Origin of the sequence: [Collinsella] massiliensis (assembly GCF_002161605.1) — a bacterium.
In the GTDB taxonomy this organism is placed as follows: domain Bacteria; phylum Actinomycetota; class Coriobacteriia; order Coriobacteriales; family Coriobacteriaceae; genus Enorma.
Map to the genome: position 1 here is coordinate 61,963 of NZ_NFIE01000008.1, position 26,522 is coordinate 88,484.

Annotated in this window: 21 protein-coding genes; 10 read left to right on the forward strand and 11 right to left on the reverse strand. The window is 67.9% G+C overall.

Annotated features, from left to right (window positions below; translation table 11 throughout):
• The first annotated feature begins 142 nt into the window (after positions 1-142).
• The 4 genes from B5G02_RS04635 (at position 143) to B5G02_RS04650 (ending at position 4,598) form a co-directional block, all read left to right on the forward strand.
• Positions 143-361 (forward strand): hypothetical protein, encoded by a 219-nt coding sequence (locus tag B5G02_RS04635; protein WP_094335360.1) that lies wholly within the window; start codon positions 143-145, stop codon positions 359-361.
• Positions 362-619: 258 nt separating this feature from the next.
• A complete protein-coding gene (locus B5G02_RS04640) occupies positions 620-1,426 on the forward strand; it encodes an AIM24 family protein (RefSeq protein ID WP_094335361.1) in 807 nt (268 codons plus the stop codon).
• Positions 1,427-1,558: 132 nt separating this feature from the next.
• Positions 1,559-3,379 (forward strand): adenine deaminase, encoded by a 1,821-nt coding sequence (locus B5G02_RS04645; protein ID WP_094335362.1) that lies wholly within the window; start codon positions 1,559-1,561, stop codon positions 3,377-3,379.
• A 205-nt stretch (positions 3,380-3,584) separates the two neighbouring features.
• Positions 3,585-4,598 carry a GlxA family transcriptional regulator gene (locus B5G02_RS04650; protein ID WP_019239520.1) on the forward strand — a complete coding sequence of 338 codons (1,014 nt, stop codon included), beginning with the start codon at positions 3,585-3,587 and terminating at the stop codon, positions 4,596-4,598.
• 83 nt (positions 4,599-4,681) lie between these two features.
• Here the strand turns inward: B5G02_RS04650 and B5G02_RS04655 are convergent, their stop codons facing one another.
• Positions 4,682-5,710, reverse strand: coding sequence for a Gfo/Idh/MocA family protein (locus B5G02_RS04655; protein WP_019239519.1), 1,029 nt, complete (start codon positions 5,708-5,710; stop codon positions 4,682-4,684).
• 50 nt (positions 5,711-5,760) lie between these two features.
• The gene (locus B5G02_RS04660) at positions 5,761-6,675 is read right to left on the reverse strand and encodes a GRP family sugar transporter (RefSeq protein WP_019239518.1); all 915 of its coding nucleotides are present in this window, start codon (positions 6,673-6,675) and stop codon (positions 5,761-5,763) included.
• Positions 6,676-7,027: 352 nt separating this feature from the next.
• Here B5G02_RS04660 and B5G02_RS04665 point away from each other — a divergent pair, with 352 nt between their 5' ends.
• Positions 7,028-7,822, forward strand: coding sequence for a Cof-type HAD-IIB family hydrolase (locus B5G02_RS04665; protein WP_094335363.1), 795 nt, complete (start codon positions 7,028-7,030; stop codon positions 7,820-7,822).
• 15 nt (positions 7,823-7,837) lie between these two features.
• Here the strand turns inward: B5G02_RS04665 and B5G02_RS04670 are convergent, their stop codons facing one another.
• The 7 genes from B5G02_RS04670 to B5G02_RS04700 all read right to left on the reverse strand — a co-directional run bounded on the left by B5G02_RS04670 (position 7,838) and on the right by B5G02_RS04700 (position 17,374).
• Positions 7,838-9,367 carry an ATP-binding cassette domain-containing protein gene (locus tag B5G02_RS04670; protein ID WP_241146173.1) on the reverse strand — a complete coding sequence of 510 codons (1,530 nt, stop codon included), beginning with the start codon at positions 9,365-9,367 and terminating at the stop codon, positions 7,838-7,840.
• 7 nt (positions 9,368-9,374) lie between these two features.
• A complete protein-coding gene (locus B5G02_RS04675; protein ID WP_019239515.1) occupies positions 9,375-10,526 on the reverse strand; it encodes an ABC transporter substrate-binding protein in 1,152 nt (383 codons plus the stop codon).
• A 272-nt stretch (positions 10,527-10,798) separates the two neighbouring features.
• Positions 10,799-12,541 carry a [FeFe] hydrogenase, group A gene (locus tag B5G02_RS04680; protein WP_094335365.1) on the reverse strand — a complete coding sequence of 581 codons (1,743 nt, stop codon included), beginning with the start codon at positions 12,539-12,541 and terminating at the stop codon, positions 10,799-10,801.
• A complete protein-coding gene (locus B5G02_RS04685; protein WP_094335366.1) occupies positions 12,535-14,358 on the reverse strand; it encodes an NAD(P)-binding protein in 1,824 nt (607 codons plus the stop codon). Before B5G02_RS04685 ends, B5G02_RS04680 begins: the two co-directional genes overlap by 7 nt.
• Positions 14,359-14,761: 403 nt before the next feature.
• Positions 14,762-15,583 carry an HAD hydrolase family protein gene (locus B5G02_RS04690; protein WP_094335367.1) on the reverse strand — a complete coding sequence of 274 codons (822 nt, stop codon included), beginning with the start codon at positions 15,581-15,583 and terminating at the stop codon, positions 14,762-14,764.
• 12 nt (positions 15,584-15,595) lie between these two features.
• Entirely contained in the window at positions 15,596-17,014 is a 1,419-nt protein-coding gene (locus tag B5G02_RS04695) for a citrate synthase (protein ID WP_094335368.1), read from the reverse strand.
• A gap of 72 nt (positions 17,015-17,086) precedes the next feature.
• On the reverse strand, positions 17,087-17,374 hold the full coding sequence (locus B5G02_RS04700; protein ID WP_206383739.1) for an ACT domain-containing protein: 288 nt from the start codon (positions 17,372-17,374) through the stop codon (positions 17,087-17,089).
• A 296-nt stretch (positions 17,375-17,670) separates the two neighbouring features.
• Between B5G02_RS04700 and rpmE the strand changes: the two genes are divergently transcribed.
• Both rpmE and B5G02_RS04710 read left to right on the forward strand, forming a co-directional pair.
• Positions 17,671-18,099: a 50S ribosomal protein L31 gene (gene rpmE, locus B5G02_RS04705; RefSeq protein ID WP_094335370.1), complete on the forward strand. Its 429-nt coding sequence runs from the start codon at positions 17,671-17,673 to the stop codon at positions 18,097-18,099.
• Between the two features lie 406 nt (positions 18,100-18,505).
• Entirely contained in the window at positions 18,506-19,234 is a 729-nt protein-coding gene (locus B5G02_RS04710; RefSeq protein WP_094335371.1) for an HAD family hydrolase, read from the forward strand.
• 44 nt (positions 19,235-19,278) lie between these two features.
• Here the strand turns inward: B5G02_RS04710 and B5G02_RS04715 are convergent, their stop codons facing one another.
• The gene (locus B5G02_RS04715; RefSeq protein ID WP_094335372.1) at positions 19,279-19,791 is read right to left on the reverse strand and encodes a pyridoxamine 5'-phosphate oxidase family protein; all 513 of its coding nucleotides are present in this window, start codon (positions 19,789-19,791) and stop codon (positions 19,279-19,281) included.
• 437 nt (positions 19,792-20,228) lie between these two features.
• On the opposite strand from B5G02_RS04715, the gene secA reads away from it, so the two are divergent.
• The 3 genes from secA (at position 20,229) to B5G02_RS04730 (ending at position 25,265) form a co-directional block, all read left to right on the forward strand.
• On the forward strand, positions 20,229-23,042 hold the full coding sequence (secA, locus tag B5G02_RS04720; protein ID WP_094335373.1) for a preprotein translocase subunit SecA: 2,814 nt from the start codon (positions 20,229-20,231) through the stop codon (positions 23,040-23,042).
• A complete protein-coding gene (gene prfB, locus B5G02_RS04725; protein ID WP_094335374.1) occupies positions 23,042-24,181 on the forward strand; it encodes a peptide chain release factor 2 in 1,140 nt (379 codons plus the stop codon). The genes secA and prfB overlap by 1 nt, the downstream gene beginning before the upstream one ends.
• Before the next feature lie 172 nt (positions 24,182-24,353).
• Complete coding sequence (locus B5G02_RS04730) at positions 24,354-25,265, forward strand: YitT family protein (RefSeq protein WP_094335375.1); 912 nt, start codon at positions 24,354-24,356, stop codon at positions 25,263-25,265.
• A gap of 131 nt (positions 25,266-25,396) precedes the next feature.
• On the opposite strand, the gene B5G02_RS04735 is transcribed toward B5G02_RS04730, so the two are convergent.
• Positions 25,397-26,407: a hypothetical protein gene (locus tag B5G02_RS04735; protein ID WP_094335376.1), complete on the reverse strand. Its 1,011-nt coding sequence runs from the start codon at positions 26,405-26,407 to the stop codon at positions 25,397-25,399.
• Between the last annotated feature and the right edge of the window lie 115 nt (positions 26,408-26,522).

Consider the following 26,522-nt stretch of genomic DNA (forward strand, 5'->3'; position numbering starts at 1 on the left):
GGTGGGGGTATACCTGCGGCACGAGAAGAACGAAAAAAGGTTGCCCATAGCTAACTTGTATGGCATAGTGACTGCATCAATGAGAGCCGCGAAGGGCGCGCGGAGCCGTTGCCCCGCCGCCCCGTCCCAGCGAGGAGCCCCCATGTCTGCCAAGGTGCGCGTCTGCAAGAAATGCTCCGGCATCAAGCCGGGCGACCTCAAGGGGGTCATCGCGAAGGAAGACCGCGCGAGCGGGTGCTTCGGCGCCTGCCGCAAGAAGCATCCCGAGCTCAAGGGCAAGGTCTACGTGCGCGCCGCGGGCAAGGTCATCACGGCGGATTCCAAGAAGAAGCTCCTGAAAGCGCTCGCCGGGATCGCGTAGCGCGCCGTAGGCCGCCGCTCGCCCCGCCGCCGTTCGCCACGCGCGCGGGTCTCAGGCAGCCTGTTCGTCGCTCGCCGCCCGTCCCGCCGTCGCTCGTCATCGCCCCGCAGCCCGCCCCGCCGCCACCCGCCGCTCGCCGTCGCCGGACGGTCGAACGCCCGATTGTTGCACCCCCACCGTATAATCGAGGCAGGGAATACGGCGGCGCGGCGTGAGCGCGCGACGCCCCGGTGTCGGGCTGCTTTCAGGAGGCGACCTATGGCGTATACGATCTACAACTTCCTCAACAACGACGATGTGAAGGTGCTGCACCAAGCCGGTCAGTACCAGGTGATCCAGTGGGATCGCGACCTCTCCGTCGCGCCGTGGAGCGCGCAGGAGGCGTGGTTCGCCTCGCAGATGGACGTGCGCCGGCGCCAACTCGTCGCGACGCTCGACGGGCACACGGGCGTCACGCTCCAGGCGGGCGCCATGCAGTGGACGGTGGGCTCCGTGCAGGCATCGACCGGCGTGAAGGGCGTGGGCGACCTGCTCGGCAAGGCGGTGCGCGGCGCCGTGAGCCAGGACTCCATCATCAAGCCGGAGTACACAGGCACGGGCATGCTCGTGTGCGAGCCCACCTGGCGCCACCTGCTCATCCTCGACCTGTCCCAGTGGGGCGGCTCCGTGGTGCTCAACGACGGCCTCTTCCTCGCGTGCGATAGCACCCTCCACCACGACCTGCAGCGCCGCTCGAACATGTCATCGGCGCTCGCCGGCAACGAGGGCCTTTTCAACCTGCGCCTCGACGGGCAGGGCTTCGCGGTGCTCGAGTCGCCGTGCCCCCAGACGGAAGTCATCTACATCGACCTCACGAACGACGAGGTGAAGATCGACGGGAACTACGCGCTCGCCTGGACGAGCGGGCTCACCTTCACGGTGGAGCGCTCGGGCAAGTCGCTCATCGGCTCGGCCGTGGGCGGCGAGGGCCTCGTGAACGTGTACCGCGGCACTGGGCGCATCATGATGGCGCCCATGCAGGCGGCGACGAGCTGGAACACGAACGCCGCGAACCCGACGAGCTAGGCGGGGCGGAGCGGCCTGGCGGGCGCGCGCCGTGCCGGAACGTGAGCGCGCCGCCCGCCCACATCGTCGCGCACGGGACGGCGCCCTCCGGGTATCATGCTTGCAATATCGGTTTCATCGAGAGGGGCGCTCATGGCGGTCGAGGAGCTCAAGCACATGGTCGATGCGGCGGAAGGCCGCGAAGCGGTGGACATTCTGTTCACGAACGCGCAGATCGTCGACGTGTACGCGCTGCGCGTGGTGCCCGGGCGCGTCGCGGTGAAGGACGGCGTGATCGTGGGCGTGCTCTTCGACCCACGCGACGCCGACGTGCCCGACCCCGCGGCCGCCCAGGTCATAGACCTCGGCGGGCGCTTCCTCTCGCCCGGCTTCATCGACGGCCACCTGCACATCGAGTCCTCGAACGTGCGCCCCTCGGAATACGCGCGCATGGCGCTCGCCCGCGGCACCACCTGCGCCATCGCCGATAGCCACGAGATCGCCAACGTCTGCGGGCTGGACGGCCTCTCCTTCATGATCGAGGACGCGCGCCGCAGCCCGCTCGATATCAAGTTCATGATGCCGTCGTGCGTGCCGGCGCTGCCCGACGAGCAGGCCGGCGCCAGCATCACGGCTGCGGACATGCAGGCGTTCATGGCCGAGCATCCCGGGGAGATCTTCGGCCTGGGCGAGATGATGAACTACCCGGGCGTCGAGGCGGCGGATGCCGAGACCCTCGCGCGCATCGACGCGGCGCGCGCGACCGTCTCGGGGCTCGTGGACGGCCACGCCCCGCTCGTTGCGGGCAACGACCTCAACGCCTACACCGCCTCGGGCGTCATCGCCGACCACGAGTGCACGAACGTGGACGAGGCGCTCGACAAGCTGTCGCGCGGCATGTACATCATGCTGCGCGAGGGCACATGCAGCCACGACCTCGAGGCGCTCGCGCCCCTCGTGGTGGACGACCCGCGCCGCGCGCGCCGCTGCTGCTTCGCCACGGACGACCGCGCGCCGTCGGACGCCCTCGCGATCGGCATGATCGACAACGCCTGCCGCGTGGCGATCGCCTCCGGGATCGACGAGCTCACCGCCATCGCCATGGGCACGCTCTCCACGGCCGAGTGCTTCAGGCTCGACCACGGGCACGCGCCCGCCTGCGAGCGGCGCGGCACCATCGCGCCGGGCAAGCGCGCCGACCTGCTCGTCCTCGACGACCTTTCCTTCACGCGCCCGCCGCGCGCGGTGTACTCCGCCGGCGAGCTCGTCGCGCGGGACGGTGCCTTCGTGGGCGAGGTCGCCCCGGCGAGCGCGCGCGTCGAGGAGCTCGAGGCGCTGCTGCGCGGCTCGGTGCGCCTGCCCGAGCTCTCGGCTGAGGTGTTTGACTACCCCTTCGTCCCCGGCAGCGCGGTCATCGACGTCATCCCCGGCAACGCCATCACGGGCGCGGCCTACCCGGACTCCGCCGAGGGGCTCCGCCGCATCATGCTCATCGAGCGCCACGGGCGCGGGGTCGCCGCGCAGGAGGCAGGTGCCGACGGCGACGCCCCGGCGGGCACGGGACTCGTGGGGAAGCACATCGGCCGCGGCTGGCTGCGCGGGTTCACGATCGCAGGCGGCGCCATCGCCTCGACGATCGGGCACGATTCGCACAACGTCTGCGTCGTGGGCGACAACCCGCGCGATATGTACGAGGCGGTGCGCCATGTCGGCCAGGGCGGCTTCGTGCTCGTGCGCGACGGGAGCGTCGTTGCCCGGCTCGACCTGCCGCTCGGCGGCCTCATGAGCGACAAGCCCGCCGACGAGGTGGCGCGCGAGCACGACGAATTCATCGCCGCCGGCTGCGCCGCCGGCATCGAGCCGCCGCTCGACCCGCTCATGGGCATGATCTTCCTGCCCCTGCCCGTCATCCCTACGCTGCGCATCCGCCCCGAGGGCGTGTTCGACGTGCGCACGATGAGCTATGCCGTCTGACGACGCACGGGGGAATGGGTTGGTTGGGGACGTGTTCCTTTCAACCCATTCGCTGGCGGACGACCTCGGCCGATTCCAACCCCTCCCGAATGGGTTGAAAGGAACACGTCCCCAACCAACCCATATTTCCAAATCATGGGTTGAAAGGAACACGTCCCCAGCCAACCCATCCGAGCCTCCGGATGCCGCGCTGCGCGTCTCGATCGTGCTGCTCGACGGCATGTGGTCGTTCGACGTGGCAGCCCCCATGCAGGTGTTCGGCGGCGTGATCGCCCCCGACGGCACCGAGCCCTGCCGGCTGAGCACGGTGGGCCTCGGAGAGGTCGCCCGCCTCGACCACGGCATGTTCGTCGAGACCTGCCCGCTCGAGCGCTATCGCGAGCGCCCCGACATCGTGGTCGTCCCGGGCTTCTCCAATCCCTTCCAGATCGAGGCGGACGCGCGCCCGCTCCCGGTGGATGATGCCCAAGCAGCGCGCCCGGCGCCCGACGCGCTCCTTACCTGGCTGCGCGCGCAGCACGAGCGCGGCGCGGAGCTCGTGGCGCTGGGCACGGGTACGTTCGTCCTGGGCTGGGCGGGCCTGCTCGACGGCTGCTTTTGCACCACCCACGGCGCCTATGCCGACGGCCTCGCCCGCCAGGTGCCCGCCGCGCGCATCGATGCCTCCCGCCTCATCGCCCACGACAAGGAGCGCCGCATCTGGACGTCGGCTGGCGGCGCCTCGTGCGTCGACGTCTGCCTCACGGCCTTCGCTGCGCAAGCGGGGATGGGGACGGTCGGCCGCGTCGAGCGCATCATGAACCTCGCCGCCGCGCGCCCGGCGGATGCCGAGCAGGACACCGTGCGTGCGCCCATCGCCGGTGCGGGCGTCGCGGGCGACCTGAGCGTTCGGCGCGTGGAGGGCACCGTGCGCCAGAGCCTGAGCCAGTCGTGGACCACCGAGCAGATGGCGTGGTACGCGGGCATGTCGGTCCGGACGTTCCAGCGGCATTTCAAGGCGCAGATGGGCATGACCCCGAGCCGCTGGCTCGTCCGCGAGCGCGTGCGCGCAGCCTGCGAGCTGCTCGAGCTCACGGACCTCTCCATCGAGGTCATCGCCGCGCGGGTGGGGCTCTGCGATGCCGCCGCGCTCCGACGCGGCTTCTCGGCGATGCTCGGCACCTCCCCGAGCGCGTATCGCGCGCAGTTCCGGCGCACCGCTGCGGCCACCTCGGGCTAAGCGCGCCAGAAAAAAGACCCGCCGGCATCCCAGCGGGTCTTCCATGGGTTTGCATGTAGCCGCCACGCGGCAGCCGCGCGCTCTTACGCGTACAGCGCGGGGCGCTCCGGCAGCGAGATCTCGACGCGCCCGCCGTTGTGCAGGCTCTCGAGCATCGCGTCCGCGGCGACGTTCGCCACGTAGCCGTCCCAGGCGGTCGCCATCTGGCCGCTCGGCTCCTCGCCGCGCTCCACGCGGTTCAGGAAGGCGCGCATCTCCTTGTCGTACGCGTCGAGGAAGCGAGCGAACCAGTCGCTCGAGATGGAGTGGTAGATGCGCTCGGCCTGGCGCACCTCGGGCGTGGCGACGTCCGGCAGGCTCACGGTGCCCGACTCGCCCACGAGGCGGCACTGGATGTCGTAGCCGTACTGGCAGTTCACGTTGGCCTCGACGGTCACGATCGCGCCATGCTGGAACTCGATGATCGCGATCTGCGGCTCGCGCAGGTTCTCCGCGCCGTTGGGGTTCAGGCGGTTCTGGCGGGCGCACTTGATCTCGACCGCCTTGTAGTCGTCGTCGAAGAGGTAGTGCAGGATGTCGCACTCATGGATGAGGGTGTCGTTAACCACGTTGTCCGTGCGGTAGTAGGAGGTCGCCGCCTGGGCGTTGAAGTGGCGGCAGTCGCCGCAGAGCAGCTCGCCGATCTGCTTGGAGTCGATGATCTCCTTCATCTGCTCGTAGCCGGTGTCGTAGCGGCGGTTGAAGCCCACCTGCACGAGCTTCTTGCCGGCCTTCACCTCGGCTTCGACGACCTTCCAGGAATCGGCGCCGTCGATGGTCATGGGCTTCTCGGTGAAGACGGGCTTGCCCGCCTCGATGCACGCGAGCAGGGGCTCCAGGTGCGCGTCGTTGCGGCTCGCCATCACCACGGCGTCCACCTCGGGCGCGTGGATGAGCTCGTCGGCGGAATCGCAGATCTTGGCGTCGAGGCCGAAGTCCGCGACCGCCTTCTCGGCTGCCGCGCGATTGAGGTCGTAGATGGCGACGATGTGCGCGTTGCCCATGCGGTTCGCGATGCGATCGATGTGGTCGCGGCCCATCTGGCCGCATCCGATGAATCCAATGTTGACCATGGTCTGTTCCTTTCCCTGGAAAATGGTTACCGATTGATTGCCCCGTGCGCCTACTGGCCGGTCTTGGTGATGCCGATGAGGATGCCGCCGATGGCTATGAGCACCATGCCCGCGATGACGAAGCGCATCTCCTTGGGCGTCTTCTTCTCGTGCAGGATGAAGAGGCCGCCGAGCGTCGAGAAGATGACATTCATCTGCGAGAGCGTCCAGCCCACGGCGACGCCGTTCATCTGGTTGGAGAACATGACGGTGATGTTCGCGATGGCGAAGAGCACGCCGGTCGCCATGTTCTGCCAGCTCTTCTTGCCGAATACGCCCTCCACGGGGTCGCCTGCGCCGCGGGGCGCGAGCTTCTTGCACATGAAGAACGCGAGCACGGTCGTGGAGATGAACATGAAGAGCGCCTGCGGGAAGATGAGGTCCATGCTATCGACGGAGAAGAAGCGCGCCGCGGTGGCGTAGGCGACGAAGCCCGCCGACGAGATGACGGTGATGATGATGCCCTTGGTGATGTCCGAGGACGAGGTGCTGGACTGCGCGTCGCCGGACTTCTCCTGCCAGGCGCTGAGCGCGACGCCCACGATGATGAGGGCGATGGCGCCGAAGCCGAGGATGAGCTGCCAGGTCTGCGGCCACTCGTTGAACGCGAACGCGCCGATGATGGCCGTGAAGGCGAGCTGCAGGCCGCTGGAGAGCGGCATGGCGCGCGAGACGCCCAGGTAGTCGAAGGACTTGATCTGTAGGATCTGGGCGATGCTCCACGGGATGCCGTTGATGGCGGCCGCCGCGACGAGCGTGCCCGACCAATTGATGGGATGGATGAAGGCGATGACGATGCCGAACAGCAGCGTCGTGAGCACCATGCCCATCTGCTTGTTCGCGGTGTTGCCACCCACCTTCTGCATGACGATCCCCTGGAAGCCCCAACCGAGGGCAGGGATCAGGCCGAATAAGATAGAACCCATAGTGCCTCCTGGTTCCTGTTTGCGCGCCCGCGTCGGGGCGCGATGTCACAGCAGTTCCAGTGTATGGTTGCGGCTTCAGCACATACATTCAAACAACGACATTGTTCGTGCGTATTACGACAAAATCGGATGGGTTGGATGGGTTGGTTGGGGACGTGTTCCTTTCAACCCGTTCGCCGGCGGGCGATTCCGACCGACCCAACCCCTCCCGAATGGGTTGAAAGGAACACGTCCCCAACCAACCCATCCCCGCGATGGTGGGGCGCTACAATGGTGGGAGCGCGGGAAGCGCGGGCCGCCGCCGGCGGATCTGTGGGCGCCCGGCGAGCGGGCGGTATCGAAAGGAGCTCCCTTGATCAAGCTCATCGCATCGGATATGGACGGCACGCTGCTCAACGAGAACGGCGAGGTGCCGCCCGAGACGTTCGACCTCATCCTCGCCCTGCGCGAGAAGGGCATTCACTTCGCGGCCTCATCGGGTCGCCGCTTCGACCGCCTGTGCATGTTCTTCGAGCCGGTGCGCGACCAGATGGATTTCGTGGCCGCCAACGGCGCGCAGGTGTACGCGGGCGGCGAGCTCGTCGACCGCGAGGTGTTCTCGCACCTGGGCATCAAGCGCCTCGCCAAGACGGTGGGCATGTTCGAGCACCTGCACCTTGCGCTGTTCGACCGCACCAAGTCGTTCCTGCTCGACGACGAGGACAAGTTCGTGCGCGAGTGCGACAAGGACCTGCCGAACATCGAGCGCATCTGGTACCTGCCCACGCCCGATGTGAACATCATCAAGGCGTCGATCTACTGCGACGACGGCCACGTGATGGACTACGCCTACGCGCTCTCGCGCGAGTTGGGCGACGAGTTCATCTTCGCGCCGTCCGGCAGCGCATGGGTCGACCCCATCCAGCGCGGCGTGTCCAAGGCGACGGGCATCCAGCAGGTCATGGCGCGCTACGGCATCAAGCGCGAGGAGGTCATGGCGTTCGGCGACTCCATGAACGACTACGAGATCATCCGCTTCGCGGGCGTGGGCTGCGCGATGGCGAACGCGCGTCCCGCGCTGCGGGCCGTGGCCGACCGCGTGGTGGGTTACAACCACGAGCAGGCGGTGCAGCAGGAGATGCGCAAGCTGCTGGAGCAGTCGGCGTAGCCCAATGCGCTGTGCCTAGTCGGGCTGGCAGGAGAGGCCGCGCTCGCCCGCGACGAGGTGGATGACGCGCGCTCCGAGGAGCTCGGCGTCCACGCGGTCGTGGGTGGCGATGATGACGATCCGGTTTCGTTCACGGGAGCGCACGAGCATGGCCGCACGTTCCCGCGCCGTTGCGTCGAGGCCGGTGAACGGCTCGTCGAGCAAGAGGATCCCGTGCGGCGCGAGAAGCGCGCGGGCAAGGGCGATGCGTCGCCGCTCGCCGCCCGAGCACGTGGAGGCAGGGGAGAGCAGGCGCTCGCCCAAGCCGAGCTCACGGAGTAGCTCCGGCGCCGCGTCCCAGGCGGCGGTTCCGGGCGTAAGCGGAAGCCGCGCGTTGGCGAGCGCGCTCGCCTGGTCGGCCAGGCGGTCATCCTGGAACGCCATGGAGACGGCGGGAAGGGGCTCGCGGTCGCATGCGTCGCCCATGACGAGCGACCCCGCGTCCGCGTGCTCGAGCCCGGCGACGATGCGCATGAGCGTGGTCTTGCCCGCGCCCGACGGCGCCATGAGGCAGAGGGCCTCGCCCGGGCGCGCGGCAAGCGAGACATCGCGCAGCACGCGGTGCCCCGCGAACGACTTCTCGATCCCGTCAAGCGCAAGCGGCGCCGCGGCCGTCCCCGCCGCCGGCGAGGTCGCAGCCGCCGTCTGGGGGCTCGCCTGCGCATCATCCGCGGAAGCCGGCGCGCCCGCATCCACGCGCTCGAGTGCGGGGGCGTGGCCGGCCGCCCCGCAGGCGATGGGCTCCACCGCGTGCAGCGCCGCCCGCACCAGCGCCGTAGAGGCCGCGCTCACTGCCACGACGGCGAGCGTGACGGCGAACAGCTCGGTCGTGTCGAAATAGACCTTCGCGTCGTAGATGGCCTCGCCGAGCGAGCCGTTCGGGATGCCGATGACCTCGGCCGCCACGCCCGCCTTCCATGCCATGCCCATGCCGGCGCCCAGCGCGGCGCTCAGGTACGGGAAGAGCCGGGGCATGACGAGGTAGCGCAGCCTGCGCGGCGCGGGTATGCGGAAGAGGGCGGCCATCTCGTCGAGCGACCGGTCGGTCGCGCGGAGCCCGGCGAGGGTGTTCTCGTACACGATGGGCAGCACCACGAGCAGCACGACGAGCACGGCGAGGTTGGCGGCGCGCAGCCAGATGAGCGCGAGCACGGTGATCGAGGCCACGGGCACGCTCTTCGCAAGCGAGATGAGCGGCGCGATGAGCCCCTCCACCACGCGCCAGCGCGCGGCCGCGAGCGCGCCGAGCGTCCCGAGCAGGGCGCCGAGCGCGAACCCGCCCGCGATGCGCGCGAGCGAGAACCCGATGCGCTCCCAGAACACCGCCTGCGGCAGGAGCTCGCCCAGGCGCAGGAGCACCGCGACGGGGGAGGGCAGCAGCAAGGGGCTGCCCAGCGCCATGGAGCCGAGCTGCCAGACGATGATCCAGAAGAGGACGGCACCCGCCGCCAACCGGTTTCCCGGCGCGCTCGGGTGCCGTCGCGTCTCGACGCGAGGTCGCGGCATGGGCGGTTTACTCCTCGTAGTAGAAGTCGTCGCTCGGCATTTCGCCGCCCACGGACTGCGGGTCGGCGTCGTAGAGGGTCTTGAGGTAGCCCTCGAGCGCCTCGCGCATCTCGCTATCGGTCACGCACACGATGTGGCAGTAGGGGATGGCCTTCTCGGCGATCTGCGCCTTGACGATGCCCGCCGCCTCGATGAGCTTCGCGGCCTCCGCGTGGTTATCGTTCACGAATGCGACGGAGGAGGGGTAGGCGTCGAGCAGCTCGTCGATCGCGCCGGGGTACTCGTCCACGAAGGAGCGGCGCGCCACGGCGACACCGGTGATGAGCTGGGAGTTGTCGCCGTTGGCCGCGGTGGTGTCGTCCCACACGTCGGTGAGGTCGAGCGCGATGCGCGCGCCCTTGACCTGCTCGATTGCGCTCGTGGCGAAGGGCTGCGGCAGCATGCACACGATGCTCGGGTCCGACTGGAGTGCGGCGAGGCACTCGGAGTGCTCGCTCACCCACTGGATGGTGACGTCCTTATCGGGGTCGATGCCGTTCTCGCGCAGCAGGTACTCGAGGGCGAACTGGGGCGTGGAGCCGCGCCCGGCGGAGTAGATGGTGCGCCCGGCGAGGTCGGAGAAATCGTGGATGGTGTCCTGCGCCTCGACGATGTCGAGGACGCCGAGGGTGTTCACGCAAAGCACCGTGACCTCGCCCTCGGTCTTCTGGTAGAGCGTGGCGGCGAGGTTCGCCGGGACGCAGAGCACGTCGAGGTCGCCCTGGATGAGTTGGGGCGTGAGCTCGTCCGCCGAGCCGGCGAGCGTGAACTCGTAGGTGTTGACGAGCTTGGCGATGTCCGCCGGGTTGTCGTTCTCGGGGAGCTCGACGTTGTTCTGGGCGGCGAGGTCCTTGAGCGCGCCGCAGGCGTCCATGAGGCCGACGAGCCCCATGCCCGTGGGTCCCTGGAGCGTGCCGATGCGAACGGTGGTGGGGTTGGAATCGGTGGGCTGCTTTTCCGAGGACCCGGAGCCCTCGTTGTCGACGATCGTGCCGGCGGAGCAGCCGGCGAGGCCGAGGCCGCCCGCCACGACGGCGAACCCGCTGAGGAGCGAGCGACGGGAGATGGTTATCGGGTGACGAGTGCTTTCCGTGCTACGAGATTGATCATCGTTTTTCATTGAAACCTCCTAAGTTCAATGACGAAGGCGTGCATACCACTATATCAGCGCCACGCCCGCGGCGCGTCCGCCGTTCATGCGCGCTATCTTCTGTGTACCCCGGATGGGGCGTTTCCATGGCGCGGATAGGGAATGCGTTGCCGCGAGGGGGGGCGCGGGGGACGCGATCGCGCGCCCGGCTTGGCGGTGCCGCGCGCGAACGGAAAGCGCGCCCGGGGCGGGTTTCCTCGACCGCTCCGGGCGCGCATGCGGCCCCTTGTGTTGTCGCCTACCTACGCCACCGCGCCGCCCGCCGTCACGCGCAGCGGCATCGTCCACGCGGCGTGGTCGGAATGCAGCAGCTCCTCGGCGCGCTCGGAGAGCGGCTCGCCCAGGAAGCCGTCGTAGCAGGCCTTGACGGCGGGGTTCTCGTGGCTGAAGCGCAGCTCGCTCTGCTCGTCGATGATGCGCAGCGTGCAGCCGCGGTCGGCCGAGAGGTTGATGCCCTCGATGATGGGCTGGCCGCCGCCGCCCACGCAGCCGCCGGGGCAGGCCATGATCTCCACGAAGTCGTACCGCGCCTCGCCGCGCTCGAGCGCCCGGCAGAGGGCGTCGGCGTTCGCGAGCCCGCTCGCCACGGCGATCTTGAGCTGGCGGCCGGGCAGGTCGAACGTCTTCTCGCGCCATCCGCGCTCGGGGCCTTCGTGCCGCACCTCGTGGAAGGCGTCCGCGTCGGGGTTCTCGCCGGTCGCGAAGAAGTACGCCGTGCGCAGTGCCGCCTCCATGACGCCGCCGGTCACGCCGAAGATGTGTCCCGCGCCCGTCGCCACGCCCAAGGGGCGGTCGAACTCCTCCTCCTCGAGCAGATCGACGTTCACGAAGCGCGAGCGCAGCTGGCGCGTGAGCTCGCGCACGGTGAGCACGGCGTCCACGTCCGGCCCCGTGCCGGTGGAGTCCATGCCGGGGTAGGCCGCCTCCATCTTCTTGGCGATGCACGGCATGTAGGACACCACGTAGATGTTCGCGGGGTCGACGCCGAGCAGCTGGGCGTAGTAGGTCTTGGCGAGCGCGCCGAAGATCTGCTGCGGCGACTTGGTGGTGGAGAGCTTGCCGGCGAGCGCGGGGTAGCGGTCCTTCACGAAGCGCACCCAGCCCGGGCAGCACGAGGTGAACATGGGGCCTTCCTCGCCCGCAGCGAGCCGCGCCATGAGCTCGCTCGCCTCCTCCATGATGGTCACGTCGGCGGCGAAGTCCGTGTCGAAGACGTAATCGAAGCCCAGCCGGCGGATGGCGGCGACCATGCGGCCGGGCGTGGGCGCCTTGCCGCCCAGGTCGAGCATCTCCGCCCAGCTCGAGCGCACGGCGGGCGCGACCTGCGCGATGACGACCTTCTCGGGGTCGTTGATGGCCTCGAAGACCCGCTCGGTGTCGTCGCGCTCGTGGAGCGCGCCGGTGGGGCAGTTGGCGATGCACTGGCCGCAGTAGGCGCACTCGTCCTCCGCCACGGCGTCCACGTGCGCGCGGCTGCCGGAGTCGACGAGGTCCCACACGCCGAGCGCCTGCACCTTCTGGCAGGTGGAGACGCAGCGCAGGCAGTTCACGCACTTCTCGGGCTCGCGCACGAGCGGGAAGCGCGCGTCGATGGGCTTCGTCTCGAAGAACGTGGTGTAGGGCACCTCGTGCACGTTCATGCGGTCGGCGAGCGCCTGGAGCTGGCAGGTGCCGTTGCGGAAGCACGTGGGGCAGCGGCGGTCGTGCCGCGAGAGGATGAGCTGCAGGTTCGCGGCGCGCGCCCGGCGCACGCGCGGGGTGTCGGTGTGCACGGCCATGCCGTCGGCGACCTTGTTGTTGCAGGCGGCGACCAGGTGGTCGATGCCCTCCACCTCCACGAGGCACACGCGGCAGGCGCCGATCTCGTTGATCTCGCGCAGGTAGCACAGGGTGGGGATGTCCACGCGGTGCTCGCGCGCGACCTCGAGGATGGTGGCCTCCTCGGGGGCCTCGTAGGCGCAGCCGTCGATCGTGATGGTTACCATGACATCCGTCCCTCCTCATGCAGGATGCCGCAGCCGAAGTGGTCGCAGTTGAGGCACCTGAGCGTTTCCTGGCGGATCTCCTGCTCGGAGAGGCCGTATTCAACAAGGTCGAAGTCGTGCACGCGCTCCTCGACGGGGCGCTCGCCCAGCACGGAGCGGCCGCAGGGCACGCGGTCGTCCAGGCGCGGGTGCGGCAGGTCGATGTCCACGGACACGGCGTGGTGGAAGCCGAGGTAGGTGTCGATGGAACGCGCCGCCTTCTTGCCGTCGGCGATGGCGAGGATCACGGTTGCAGGCCCGCGCATGCAGTCGCCGCCGCTGAAGATGCCCGGGTGCCCGGGGACGGCGAGCTCCTCGTCCACGTCGAACTGCTTCCAGCTCGTGGGGAGGCCGGCCTCGGCGAAGTAATCGGACTGGATGTCCTGGCCGATGGCGACGATGACCACCTGGCAGGGGAACTCGTGCGCCGGGCGCTCGGCCTCGACGGGCGCGGGGCGGCCGCGCTTCACCGGGCCGATGATCTGCGGCTGGGCCTTGAGGGCGCGCACGTGGCCCGCTTCGTCCGTGAGGATCTCGAGCGGCGCCATGAGGTCGGCGATCTCGCAGCCGTCGGCGATGGTGCCCTCGATCTCCTCGGGCAGCGCGGTCATGTCGGCCGTGCGCCGGCGGTACACCACCGTGACGCGCTTGGCCCCGCAGCGCACCGCCGAGCGCGCGGCGTCCATGGCGACGTTGCCGCCGCCCACCACGCACACCTCGAGGCCGGAGTAATCCGGCGTGTTCCCCAGGCCGATCTCGCGGAGCATCTTCACCGCGGGCACCACGCCCTCAGCGTCCTCGCCGGGCATGCGGAGCTTCTTGTCGCCGTGCGCGCCCATGGCGATGTAGACGGCGTCGAAGTCGCGCTCGAGCTCCTCGAGCGTGATGCCGTCTGCGCCCACGGGCGCGTTGCAGCGGATCTCGACGCCCGCGGCCTCGATGGAGGCGATCTCGTCATCCAGGATGGTCTTCGGCAGGCGGTAGTTGGGGATGCCGTAGCGCAGCATGCCGCCGGCCTGCTCGCGCTGCTCGAACGCCACGACCTCGTGCCCCATGCGGGCGAGGAAGTACCCGCAGGTGAGGCCGGAGGGTCCGGCGCCCACGACGGCGACGCGCTTGCCGGTGGCCGGCCCCCGGTCGCAGGCGCGCGGCGCGCGGGCGTGGTCGACGGCGTAGCGCTTGATGCCGCGGATGTTCACGGCGTCGTCCACCATGGTGCGGCGGCAGGTCTCCTCGCAGGGGTGCTCGCACACGTAGGCGCAGGCGGAGGGGAAGGGGTTGTCCTTGCGGATGAGCTCCACGGCCTCCTCGTAGCGGCCGGCGCCCGTGAGCGCGATGTAGCCGGGGATGTCCACGTGCGCGGGGCAGCTCACCACGCACGGCGTGCCCTGGCTCGAGCTGCGCAGGCAGCGGCCGGTCTGGGCGTGGTACTCGAAATCGTCGCGGAACGCCTTGATGCTCATGAGCACCTGCTCGGCGGCCTGGTAGCCCACGGCGCAGTCCGAGCTCACGCGGATCTGCTCGGCGAGGTCCTCCAGCCGCTCGATGGTGCCGGCCTGCGCCGTCCCGCCGATGATCTGCTCGAGCATGTCGGTCATGGCTCCCAGCCCGACGCGGCACGGCGTGCACTTGCCACAACTCTGCGCATGCGCCACGCCCACGAGCGCGCGCGTCATATCGACCGGGCACGTGCCGCGGGCGTTCGCGCCCAGGCGGCGGCTCGTGTTGGAGCACATCTCACCGAGCGCGCCGTACGAGCTGTCGTTTTCAAACAGCATTGAGGCCCCTCTCTCGCATCTCTCGTGCATTCCACCCGTTGCGTGCCGGCAGCGCCGGGGTTGAGGTGGTGCTGAGTGCTCATTCTACTGGCCGCGCGGGGGCGGCGCGATGCGAGTGGTCTGTTTGCGCCGGTGAACGGTAGGCGAGGGGGAATTTTCATCCGAGCGGGCAACGCGATGCCCCGATGGGGAGCGGGTGCCGAGTACAAAATGAGCGAAACGAACGGTTTATAGGGGGTACGCCAAGTAGCCGGCGAAGGAGCGAGCTCGCTACCTGCGGTTCCGTTGGCGCGCAACCCCGTGCTACTTCCGGGGGTGCCCATAAAACGCTCGTTTCGCGCATTTTGGGTTTCGAACCCGCCATTTCGGGGCATCAACCGGGCGAGACGGCCCCGTCCGCCGCCTACCGCTGCTCGGCGAGCAGCTGCAGCAGGAAGGTGCCGACGCCGTTCTCGTCGTTGGTGGCGGCGATGGCGTCGGCGGCGGTCTTGGCCTCGGGCTCGGCGTTGCCCATCGCCACGCCCAGCCCCGCCGCCTCGAGCATCGAGGTGTCGTTGATGTTGTCGCCGAACGCGACGGCCTCCTCGACGGGGATGCCGAGCTCGCCGCAGAGCCAGACAAGGGCGAGGCCCTTCGTGGCGTTCGCATCCGAGATCTCGATGTCGTTCTCGACGGAGCGCACGACGCTTAGGTCGGTCGCGCCCGCGAGCTCGCGCAGGATGGCATCGCGGTCGCGCGCGTCGTACCAGTACATGGCGACGCGCTCGATGTGCTCGAGCCCTGCGAGGAACGCGCCCGTATCGCCGTCGTAGATCGTGCGCAAGCGGCGCACGGAGGCGAGGACGGCGGGGTTCGCGATGTACTCACCGAGCCGGTCGTAACAGCTCCTATGCGTGTAGATGCGCCCGTCGGCGAAGATGTCGAACGTCACGTCGCGGCCGCGTGTGAGCTCGTAGCAGGCGAGCGCCCGCTCACGGCCCAAGTCAACGCGGTGCATGACGGCGCCGGTGCGCAGGTCGGTGATCGCGGCGCCGTTCGACGTGATGGCGTAGCGCGCGGCGGGGTGCTCGATGATGGGCCGGGCGATGCCGGTGAGCGCGCGCCCGGTGCAGGGGACGAACGGGATGCCCGCGGCCGCGAGCGCGTCGAGCGCCGCGAGGTTGCCCGCGCTCACCTGCTTGTCGGAGGTGAGGAACGTGCCGTCGAGGTCCGAGAATACGATCATGCGTCACCTTTTCTAACCGCGCTCGGCGAGCGGCACGTAGGGCTCGTAGGTCATGACCGAGTTGTACGCGGGGCGGATGATGCGGTTCGCGCCGTAGATCTCCTCCATGCGGTGCGCGGCCCAGCCGGCCATGCGTGCCACGGCGAACAGCGGCGTGTAGAGGTCCTCGGGCACGCCGAGCATGTTGTAGATGAAGCCGGTGTAGAGGTCGATGTTCGCGCAGATGGGCTTGTCCGTGCCGCGCACGTCGCGCATCACCTGCGGCGCGAGTCGCTCGACGCGCTCGATGAGCGCGAACTCCTCGCCCAGCCCCTTCTCCTCGGCGAGCTTGCGGGCGTAGTGGCGGCAGAGCTTGGCGCGCGGGTCCGAGAGCGTGTAGACCGCGTGCCCCATGCCGTAGATGAGGCCGGAGCCGTCGAAGGCCTCGCGGTTCAGGATCTTCATGAGGTAACCCGCCACCTCGCCGTCGTCGTCCCAGCGGCGCACGTGCTCGCGGATGTCCGCGTGCATGGCGGTGACCTTGGAGTTCGCGCCGCCGTGACGCGGCCCCTTGAGCGAGCCGATCGCGGCGGAATAGGCGGAGTAGGCGTCCGTCGCCGAGCTCGAGAGCACGCGGCACGCGAAGGTGGAGTTGTTGCCGCCGCCGTGCTCGGCATGGAGCATGAGCATGACATCGAGGAGCATCGCCTCGTCATGGGTGAAGTCCTCGCCCTCGCGCAGGATCTGCAGGATGGTCTCGGCCATGGAGTAGGAGGCGACGGGCCGCGGCACGTGCGCGCGCCTGCCCTCGAGCTCCGCCTGGCGCGTGGTGTGCGCGATGGCGGCGATGCGCGGCAGCCGTGCGAGCAGCGAGAGCGCTACGTCGACCTCGTGCGCGGGCGAGATGTCGTCCGGCGTCTCGTCGAACGCGTAGAGCAGCAGCACGGCACGCGAGAGCACGTTCATGATGCTCTTGGATTTCGTGGAGATGGGGAACTCGCTCACGTATCCCTTCGGCAGCATGCGCATGCTCGCGACGCGCTCGCGCAGGGCGTCGAGCTCGTCCTGCCGGGGCAGCTCGCCCGCGAGCAGCAAGAAGACGATCTCCTCGTAGCCGAAGCGCTGCTCCTCCTGGGCGTGGCTCACGAGGTCCTCGATGTCGTAGCCGCAGATGGTGAGCTTGCCCTCGTCGGGCACGAGCACCCCGTCGACCTTGTTGTAGCCGTGCACGTCCGAGATGCGGGTGAGGCCCGCCACCACGCCGGAGCCGTCGGCGTTGCGCAGGCCGCGCTTGACGTTGTGCTCGCGGAAGAGCGCCTCGTTGTAGGGCACCATGGCCGCCCCGTCGTACAGGCGCTTCGTCGCCGGCGTGATGGAGCGCGTCTCGGCGAAGTTGACGGTCGAGCGCTCGGCGATGCTCGGGCGGTCCATATTCAGTTCGATCATGCTCATAAGCGGCCCCTTCAGATCGTGGCGCGAAGCGCGGCGCGGGGTGCGCGCGGCCGGCGTGCGCCGGTGCCCGCGCTAGAGGCGGTACATGAAGTTGAAGACGTCCTCGCGCTGGATCTGCACGTCCACGCCGATCTCCTGCCCGACGGCGCTGAGGCGCTCCTGGAGCTCGGAGAACGAGGTCGAGGCAGCGCCCATGTCGGCGATCATCGTCATGGTGAAGATCTCCTCGATGATGCTCTGCGTGATGTCGCGGATATCGATGCCCTCTTCGCCGAGCACGCGCGACACGGCGGCGACGATGCCGGGCCGGTTCTTGCCGAGGACGGTGATGACGATGCGGTTCTGGGCGACTTCTGCCATGGGTGAGGCCTTTCTCTCGGGCTCGCGGGGCGCGTCGCGGTGCGGACGCATGAATTCCTTTATACCCAATTGGCTGGTGCCCGCATCTCATGCGTCGTTTTGTAACAGTGGGGTCGCGTCGGACGGAGCGGCAGCCGCGCCGCATGCCCCGCGTCCCGGAAATCTGTAGGCTTTTTGTATGCTGGCAGCGCGGGGGATCGTGTGCTATTCTAATCCGGTTGTTTCTGCCTTGGTCGGAAACCAAGGCGCCTTATGTCCTGGTCGGTAACCAGGACGCGATGGTAAGGAGTCCCTGCATGAAACCTGGAATCCATCCCGAGTACATGGAGTGCACGGTCCGCTGCTCCTGCGGCAACACGTTCGTGACCCGCTCCACCGTTCCCGAGATCCGCGTCGAGCTCTGCAACGAGTGCCACCCGTTCTACACGGGTCAGCAGAAGTTTGTCGACACCGGTGGACGCGTCGGCCGCTTCGAGCAGAAGTTCGGTGGCGCCGCCAAGGCCGCCCTCGAGCGCGAGGCCGCCAAGAAGGCCGCCAAGCAGGCTGCTGCCGAGGAGGCCGCTGCCAAGAAGGCCGCCGAGCGCGAGGCCAAGGCCGCCGAGAAGGCCAAGCGTGCCGCTAAGTACGCTGCCGAGGCCGCCAAGAAGGCCGAGGAGGCCACCGCTGCCGAGGAGGCCGCTCCCGCTGAGGAGACCGTGGTCGTCGAGGAGACCGCTGCCGAGTAGCGCCTTCGCACAACCGTATCGGCATGAGACCCCGTCGCTTCTGCGGCGGGGTCTTTTCTTGTATAGCGTGGGAATCTCAAGCCGGGTTTCAGGGCTACCACCCCAAAAGCGTCGCATAACTCGAGGGTGAATCCCAAATATGCGGTCCACCCTCGAGTTATGCGACCGTTTTCTCGGCGCCGAATGGCATGGGGTGCCTGGCCGCTCTCTGCGGCACGATCGGAATGCCGCGCGCGGCCGTTCTCCGCGGCGTCGAATGGTATGATTGAGGCGCGCGTCCGCGCAACGCCGAGGGTGCTGCCGCCCTCGGTTCCGCACTCGGGGGACGAGACAGTCCGGCATGTCGCAGAATGCATCTGCTCCGCCCATCGACCGTCGCCTCTGGGATGATTCCAGAGGAGCTCTCATGGACATGCCTGCATCCGCTCCGCTCGATGGCTTCATCTTCGATATGGATGGCGTCATCGTCGATACCGAAATGATCGACCATCGCATTCAATGCGAATTTGTGCGCGCGGTCAATGCTGCACATGGCGAACCGTCAGACGAGGCGGGCTTTGCCTCGTTGGTAGGCGCTTCGTATGCGGCGCTCGACCGTCGGCTTCGCGAGCTCACCCATTGCGTGTGGTCGGAAGGGGAGACTCATCGACGATTCGTCGAGTTCGACAAGGCTCAGCGCGCTGGCCTTGATTACGCGGCGCTATTCCGTACAGAAACGGTCAACGTGCTCGATACGCTGCGGTTGCGCGGCGTTGCGACGGCCGTGTGCTCCTCGTCCGCCTTAGCGCACATCGAGGAAGTCCTTTCGGCCTGTGGTGTCCTGGATCGATTCGATGTGGTGTATAGCGGTGAGAACGTTCCCCAGAGCAAGCCGCATCCGCAGATCTATCTCAATACCCTGGCCGAGCTTTCGCGCGCGTCGGGCGAGGAGATCCGCCCCGAGCGATGCATGGCGCTTGAGGATTCAACCTATGGAATCGCGGCGGCGAAGGCGGCGGGTATCGGCTTGGTGGTCGCCTATGAGGAGACGCGCGTGCCGATCGATCAGTCGCAAGCCGACGCCATGGTGCATGACATGGCTGGCATGCAGCGGATGCTCGAGTGGTATCTCGGCTCGTTCCATGAGGGCGAGTAAGCGCTGCCCAAGGTTCGACTTACCGGCCCCGGCGCGTTCGCCCATCATTTGGGCTGTCGCTGTTTGCCGCTGAACGTATCGACCTCGACGCGCCAGACCGCCACGCGCTCAAGCGCGGCATCCGGGAACGTGCTCGGTGCGCCGGGTGCCATGTGCGCCATGATGCGCGCGAGGCCATGTGCCTTGTCATCGCGGTTCGAGACCGGGAAGATGCGCCCGGTTCCCATGATGCTGCGATACGCGAAGGAATACGCGCACGCATAATCGCCGGTAATGACGCCGTCCTCGCAGTCCATCTCGATGGCGACCTCGACGCCGTCTGCTCCATGTGCGGCAAACGCAGCGGCCTTGCGGCCTTCGCCCGCCGAATGCAGCCAGAGCGTCAGGTGCGCCTCGCCCGCCTCATCGAGTTCCCAGTCATAGCCGAAGCTCACGGGCACGATGAACATGCCCTCGTCGTCAACCGCGCCCAGGCGCACCGTCCGGCACGCCTCGACGATCTCGCGGAGCGCGCCGGGATCGGTGACCGCGCGCTTGGCTAAACGCATAGCTTTCATGGGCTCACCTTCCATGGTGTGGTGCTTTCTGGACTTCCGCGTCGCATTCGCGTCCCGATACTGTGTGGGATTGGCGACATACCCAGTATACGACGCATCCGCGCACGAAAACCGCAGGTCGTATTCGGCTGCGAACGGCCTGTACCGGCCGCCCGGCGAATCCCGCACAGTATCGGGGCTCGAGCGCGCCGCTTCCCGTCGCGGAAGCCGCTGCCCGCCCGGTCGTGCAGCCCCGTGGTCCCGCGCCGCCCCGCCTGCGCGCGGCGCATCCCGCCCACCCGTGGTTTCTGCGTGCGCATGCGCATCTCAGCTCACCCCCGCAGCTCGAACGGGTACAGTAGTGCGGGTTTAACATGTCTGTCGAAGCCGCATGCCCGCCTCGGCGCGGTCCCGCCCGTCGGTGTCTGGTTTCGACGCGTGAAAAAAGGGAACGTTACATGGGTTTTTTCTCTAAACTCCTCTCCGTGGGTTCCGACAAGGAGCTGAAGCGCTACCAGAAGATCGTCGAGCGCATCAACAGCCTCGAGCCGACATACGAAGCGATGGACGACGAGGAGCTCGCGCACCAGACCGTGCTCTTCCGCGAGCGCTACGCGAACGGGGAGTCGCTCGATAGCATGCTGCCCGAGGCGTTCGCCACGGTCCGTGAGGCGTCGCGGCGCAGCACGGGCCTGCGCCACTTCGACGTCCAGCTCATTGGCGGCATGACCCTGCATGAGGGGCAGATCGCCGAGATGAAGACCGGCGAGGGCAAGACGCTCGTGTCCACGCTCGCCGGCTACCTGAACGCCATCCCCGGCACCGGCGTGCACATCGTCACGGTGAACGACTACCTGGCCAAGCGCGACTCCGAGTGGATGGGTCAGATCTACCGCTTTTTGGGCATGGAGGTCGGTCTGCTGCAGAACGGCATGCCGCTCGACCAGAAGCGCCCCGCGTACGCCGCGGACGTAACGTACGGCACGAACTCCGAGTTCGGCTTCGATTACCTGCGCGACAACATGGTGCTGCGCGCCGGCCAGCGCGTGCAGCGCGGGCACGCGTACGCCATCGTGGACGAGGTCGACTCGATCCTCATCGATGAGGCGCGCACGCCGCTCATCATCTCCGGCGCGGGCACGCGCTCGGCGAGCACGTACAAGGACTTCGCGCGCGCGGTGCGCGGCCTGAAGCGCGCCCCCGAGGTCGTGCGCGACCCGCTCTCGCCCGAGCCTGCGCCCGAGCCCGACGGCGACTTCGTGATGGACGAGGCCAAGCACACCATCGCCGCCACGGAGCAGGGCCTGCGCAAGATCGAGAAGCGCCTGGGCATCGACGACATCTACGCCGACCTCTCCGGCTCGCTCGTGAACCACCTGCAGCAGGCGCTTAAGGCGCAATACATGTTCCATCGCGACCAGCAGTACGTGGTCACGAACGGCGAGGTCAAGATCGTCGACGAGTTCACCGGCCGCATCATGGAGGGCAGGCGCTACTCCGACGGCCTGCACCAGGCCATCGAGGCCAAGGAAGGCGTGCTCGTCCGCGAGGAGAACCAGACGCTCGCCACCATCACGCTGCAGAACTACTTCCGCCTGTACGACAAGCTCTCGGGCATGACGGGTACCGCCCTTACCGAGGACGCCGAGTTCCGCGAGATCTACAAGCTGCCCGTCCAGGTGATCCCGCCCAACAAACCGGTCATCCGCGTCGACCACGACGACCTCATCTACCGCTCGATCGACGCGAAGTACCGTGCCGTCGTGGACGATGTGGCCGAGCGCCACGCCGCCGGCCAGCCGGTGCTCGTGGGCACCGTGTCCATCGAGAGCTCCGAACGCCTCTCGCGCGAGCTGTCCAAGCGCGGCATCAAGCACGAGGTCCTCAACGCCAAGTACCATGAGCGCGAGGCGCACATCGTCGCGCAGGCCGGCCGCCTGGGTGCCGTGACCATCGCGACGAACATGGCCGGCCGTGGTACGGACATCCTGCTCGGCGGCAACCCGGAGGAGCTGGCGCGCGAGAACGCCGAGGCGCGCGGGCTCGACCCGGAGGCCGAAGGCTACGAGGAGGCGTTCGCCGCGGCCTACGCCGAGGAGCTCGAGCGCGCCAAGGAGCTGTGCGCCCGCGAGCACGAGCAGGTCGTCGCGGCGGGCGGCCTGTGCGTGATCGGCACCGAGCGCCACGAGAGCCGCCGTATCGACAACCAGCTGCGCGGCCGTTCCGGCCGTCAGGGCGACCCCGGCGAGACGCAGTTCTACCTCTCGCTCGAGGACGACCTCATGCGGCTCTTCGGCGGCGAGCGCGTGGAGAAGCTCTCCGGCCTCATGTCCGCGGCCGACATGGACGACATGGCGCTCCAGAACAAGCTCGTGTCGAAGGCCGTGGAGAGCGCGCAGCGCAAGGTCGAGAACATCAACTTCTCCATGCGCAAGAACGTGCTCGAGTACGACGACGTCATGAACAAGCAGCGCATGGAGATCTACGAGGAGCGCAACCGCATCCTCGACGGCAAGGACCTCGCGGCGCACACGAGCGAGGTCATGGAGGACACCGTCGCGCGCGGCGTGCAGGAGTTCTGCGGCGGCGAGCACGCGGGCGACCCCGACCTCGACGGCCTGCGCCGGTGGGTCGTCGAGCTCACGGGCCGACCGGACGCCCCGAGCTTCGAGGGCGCCGACACCGACGCGCTCGCGGCCGAGGTGCTCGACTTTGTGCGCACCTGCTATGACGAGAAGGCCGAGCGCCTGGGCGAGGACCTCATCCGCGAGCTCGACCGCCAGGTCATGCTCCGCGTCATCGACACGCGCTGGATGAGCTACCTCCAGGAGATGGACTACCTCAAGCAGGGCATCGGCCTGCGCGGCTTCGGCCAGCGCGACCCGCTCACCGAGTACCGCTCCGAGGCGCACGCCGCCTTCGGCGCGCTCGTGAGCGCGATGTACGAGGACTACCTGCGCACGGTGCTGCGCACGGAGGTCCGCCAGGCGCCGGTGAGCCCCCAGGGCGATGCCGAGGCCGGCGCGCTCCGCTCAGCCACCTATTCCGGCCCCAGCGAGGTCGACGGCGACTCCGGCTCCTCGACGCTGCGCCGCCAGGCTGCCGCGACCGCGGCGAACGCGGCCGGCCCCGCGCCCGCCCCTGCGCGCGGCGCGGTGAAGACCTACGTGAAGGCCGAGAGCGGCGACCCGTACGCCAACGTGGGGCGCAACGACCCGTGCCCCTGCGGCAGCGGCAAGAAGTTCAAGAACTGCCACGGTAGGAACCGCTGATGACCGAGGTGGAGAGCATCACGCCCGACGCGCTCGACGCGTTGGAGCGCCGTCTCGCCGAGGTCGAGGCGTACCTGCACATCGAGGAGAAGCGCGGCCGCGTGGACGAGCTCGAGCGCCTAAGCGCGGCGCCCGGCTTCTGGGATGACGCCGAGCGCGCCCGCTCCCTCATGGCTGAGCTCGCCTCCGCGCGCGGGGACGTCGAGGCCGTGGACGGCGCGCGCTCGCAGCTCGCGGACGCTCGCGCCGCGCTCGAGCTCGCCTCCGAGCTCGGTGAGGACGAGGGCGCGGACGACCTCGTGGCCGAGGCGTCCCAGGATGCGGCGGCGCTCGCGCGCGCGGTCGACGCCCTCGAGCTCACGAGCTGGTTCACGGGCGAGTTCGACCACGGCGACGCCATCCTCACCATCAAGCCGGGGCAGGGCGGCCTCGAGGCGCAGGACTGGACCTTCATGCTCTTCAAGATGTACATGAAGTACTGCGCGCGCAAGGGCTGGAAGGTCACGGTGAACGATTGCCCCGCGGCCGAGCAGATCGGCATCGACCGCGCCACCATCACCGTCGAGGGCAAGGACGCCTTCGGCATGCTGCGCGCGGAGGCGGGCGTGCACCGGCTCGTGCGCATCAGCCCCACGGATGCGAAGAAGCGCCGGCAGACCACGTTCGCCGGCGTCGAGGTCATCCCCGTGCTGCCGGACGATATCGACATCGAGGTCGCGCCCGACGACATCCGCGTGGACGTGTACCACGCGAGCGGCCCCGGCGGCCAGGGCGTGAACACCACCGACTCCGCCGTGCGCGTGACGCACCTGCCCACGGGCATCGTCGTGACCTGCCAGAACGAGCGCAGCCAGATCCAGAACAAGGCCGCGTGCATGCAGATCCTAAAGGCGCGTCTCTACGAGCTCGAGCTCCAGAAGCGCGAGGACAAGCTCGACGAGATCCGCGGCCCCAAGACCGAGATCGGCTTCGGCAACCAGATCCGCAGTTACGTGCTGTACCCGTATCAGATGGTGAAGGATCTGCGCACCGGCGTGGAGACCTCGAACGTGGACGGCGTCCTCGAGGAGGGCGACCTCGACCCGTTCGTCATCGGCTACCACCGCTGGGCCACGGGCAACGCAGAAGCAGAAGCCTAGCCATGTAAATTTACCCCAGGGGTTATTTTACATGGTGGTAAGACGTATCAAGTCGTTATAACTGAGCGGCCAAGCGTGCTACAATCCTTCCGGTACTATCGGAACCCATGCGCCTGTTGAGGTACGGCGGCGCGCCGCGCGAGCGGAGGCCGTGCGCAGAAGGGACGGGCACATGGCTTCCCGTATGAACCTGAAACACGTCGACGTCAAGCGCGTCATCCGGTCGCGGTTCTGGCGCGACGTGCCGCTCATCGCCGCCGGGTGCGCCATCGCGGCGTTCGCGGTCGACGCGTTCATGGTCTCGAACGGCCTCGCGGCGGGCGGCCTCACCGGTCTCGCCACCATCATCGCGGAGCTCGCGTCGCGCCAGGGAATCTACCTGCCCGTCGGCTTCCAGACTATCGTCATGAACGCGGTGCTCCTCCTCTTCGTCATGCGCACGGGCGGCACGCGCTACATGGTGCAGACCATCACGGGCTTCGTGCTCTTCGGCTTCTTCTGCGATGCGCTCATGCCGCTCGCGGCCTCGTTCGAGAGCGTCTCGGGCGACCTCGTGCTCTCGGCGCTTTGGGGCGGCATCATCTCGGGTGTGGGCTACGGCCTCGTGTTCCGCGCGGGCGCCAATACGGGTGGCTCGGACACCATCGCGCAGATCATCTCGCGCAAGACGTCGCTGCCCGTGGGTGCCACGGTCATGGCGATCGACGTGGCCGTGTGCGCCGCCTCCGCGCCGGTGTTCTCGCTCGAGCACGCGCTTTACGCGGCGCTCGCCATGGTCATCATGGGCTACGTGGTCGACATGGTGGTGGACGGCGGCAACCGCCAGCGCGCGGCGTTCATCGTGTCCGACGCGTGGAAGGACATCAAGCAGGGCATCTTCGACGAGCTCGACCGCGGCTGCACGGAGCTTCTGGCGCGCGGCGGCTACACGGGCAAGGAGCGCCCCGTCATCCTGCTCATCATGAGCAAGAACGAGATCTCGCTCGTGAAGACCATCGTGCACGAGTACGACCCGAACGCCATCATCATGATCACGGACGTGAGCGAGGCCATCGGCTACGGCTTCAAGGAGTTCACGGTCTAAGCCCACGATACGCTGAGGGTGGGGTTGAACCTGGCGCGCCAGGGGGTTGCCGGGGCGCGCGGGGCTTTGGCGCGGATACCGCGCGTACCGGCGCTGCTCATCCGCTGCGCCCGCGGAACCCTCTGGCTGAACTAGCGGACCGTGCCATCGCCGCCGGGGTCGAGCCTTCGCTTGAGCGACCTTCTTGTCACCAGCGCGATGGTCAGGCTGAGGCCAGAAAAGGCCAGGGCGAACAGTATTCCCCCTAAGCTCGCGTAATGTTCCCAGAGCCGGTAGTTGAACGTTACGGCGCTCAAGAGGTTTCCCGAGCCGTCATAGGTGGTGCGCGTCCTGATCTCGCCGAACATCCCATAGGTCGTTTCCTGTGTTGAGATGAGGGTGTCTGTGGAATCGCGCGTAGTCGTGATGGTTCTGCCCGGCTCCTGCACGCGTTCGATGCGGTATACGACATCGCCCTCTTCGTTGGTGTCGACGGCGCGTATGAGATCGGTTCCGTTGACGTATTCGAACGTCCGCGTGACCTGCATTGTTCCGCTCCCCGACGGAGTGCGGAAGGTGCCTTCCATGCGCGCTGCGCGATCTGATCCGGGTTCGTAGTCGATAACAACATACGCGAGCGGTGCTGCTTCGTCGGAACCGCCCTCATTGAGGCTCATGGACGTGATGCCGCCATCTTTGTTCGCGTCTATTGAGGTAGCGTACGCTTGCACACCGGAGCCATCGTCAAAGAGCGCGCGGTTCAAGATGTTCATATCTTCCGGCGTCGCCCATTGCTCCGCGAGGTTCATGCCGAGCATCTGCGCCTGCGAGCCGTCCGCCCTCGATATCGAAATGCCGTATTGCGCGCCGATCGGCCGGTCGAAGCGCACGCGCGTTTCGACCTCGCCGTGCTCATAGGTGGTTGCGTCAGCCGAGGTCCAGTGATCCCCCGCGATGTCATCAAGATCGGGGAAGTACGTGTTAGGGGATCCGTCGGGCAAAAAGCGCGCACAGAGGTACGATTCTCCAGCCATGGGAAACCAGGCAACGGTTAAGAGCAGGAAGAGAGCGCAAAATGCAAGGAGGGCGCCAAGCGTGGGAATAACGTGTGCCTTCAACACGGAGGCGCGGTGCTGGTTTTGTTCTCCCTGGCTGGCCTGCATCGTGGCTCCAAATAAATAGTGAAATTGAATACCAAAAATATACAGAATATTTTATATTATTACCATGGTTGATGCTGGCGTTGCGTCGTATCACGGATCGATAATCTGATATAGG

Bases quoted from the DNA above. Each gene is read 5' to 3' on its own strand.
- B5G02_RS04660 (WP_019239518.1), bottom strand. From the start codon at position 6,675: ATGGGTTCTATCTTATTCGGCCTGATCCCTGCCCTCGGTTGGGGCTTC.
- prfB (WP_094335374.1), top strand. From the start codon at position 23,042: ATGACCGAGGTGGAGAGCATCACGCCCGACGCGCTCGACGCGTTGGAG.
- B5G02_RS04670 (WP_241146173.1), bottom strand. From the start codon at position 9,367: ATGCCGCGACCTCGCGTCGAGACGCGACGGCACCCGAGCGCGCCGGGA.
- B5G02_RS04635 (WP_094335360.1), top strand. From the start codon at position 143: ATGTCTGCCAAGGTGCGCGTCTGCAAGAAATGCTCCGGCATCAAGCCG.
- secA (WP_094335373.1), top strand. From the start codon at position 20,229: ATGGGTTTTTTCTCTAAACTCCTCTCCGTGGGTTCCGACAAGGAGCTG.
- B5G02_RS04690 (WP_094335367.1), bottom strand. From the start codon at position 15,583: ATGATCGTATTCTCGGACCTCGACGGCACGTTCCTCACCTCCGACAAG.
- B5G02_RS04730 (WP_094335375.1), top strand. From the start codon at position 24,354: ATGGCTTCCCGTATGAACCTGAAACACGTCGACGTCAAGCGCGTCATC.
- B5G02_RS04695 (WP_094335368.1), bottom strand. From the start codon at position 17,014: ATGAGCATGATCGAACTGAATATGGACCGCCCGAGCATCGCCGAGCGC.
- rpmE (WP_094335370.1), top strand. From the start codon at position 17,671: ATGAAACCTGGAATCCATCCCGAGTACATGGAGTGCACGGTCCGCTGC.
- B5G02_RS04715 (WP_094335372.1), bottom strand. From the start codon at position 19,791: ATGAAAGCTATGCGTTTAGCCAAGCGCGCGGTCACCGATCCCGGCGCG.
- B5G02_RS04710 (WP_094335371.1), top strand. From the start codon at position 18,506: ATGGACATGCCTGCATCCGCTCCGCTCGATGGCTTCATCTTCGATATG.
- B5G02_RS04640 (WP_094335361.1), top strand. From the start codon at position 620: ATGGCGTATACGATCTACAACTTCCTCAACAACGACGATGTGAAGGTG.
- B5G02_RS04655 (WP_019239519.1), bottom strand. From the start codon at position 5,710: ATGGTCAACATTGGATTCATCGGATGCGGCCAGATGGGCCGCGACCAC.
- B5G02_RS04685 (WP_094335366.1), bottom strand. From the start codon at position 14,358: ATGCTGTTTGAAAACGACAGCTCGTACGGCGCGCTCGGTGAGATGTGC.
- B5G02_RS04645 (WP_094335362.1), top strand. From the start codon at position 1,559: ATGGCGGTCGAGGAGCTCAAGCACATGGTCGATGCGGCGGAAGGCCGC.
- B5G02_RS04735 (WP_094335376.1), bottom strand. From the start codon at position 26,407: ATGCAGGCCAGCCAGGGAGAACAAAACCAGCACCGCGCCTCCGTGTTG.
- B5G02_RS04680 (WP_094335365.1), bottom strand. From the start codon at position 12,541: ATGGTAACCATCACGATCGACGGCTGCGCCTACGAGGCCCCCGAGGAG.
- B5G02_RS04700 (WP_206383739.1), bottom strand. From the start codon at position 17,374: ATGGCAGAAGTCGCCCAGAACCGCATCGTCATCACCGTCCTCGGCAAG.
- B5G02_RS04675 (WP_019239515.1), bottom strand. From the start codon at position 10,526: ATGAAAAACGATGATCAATCTCGTAGCACGGAAAGCACTCGTCACCCG.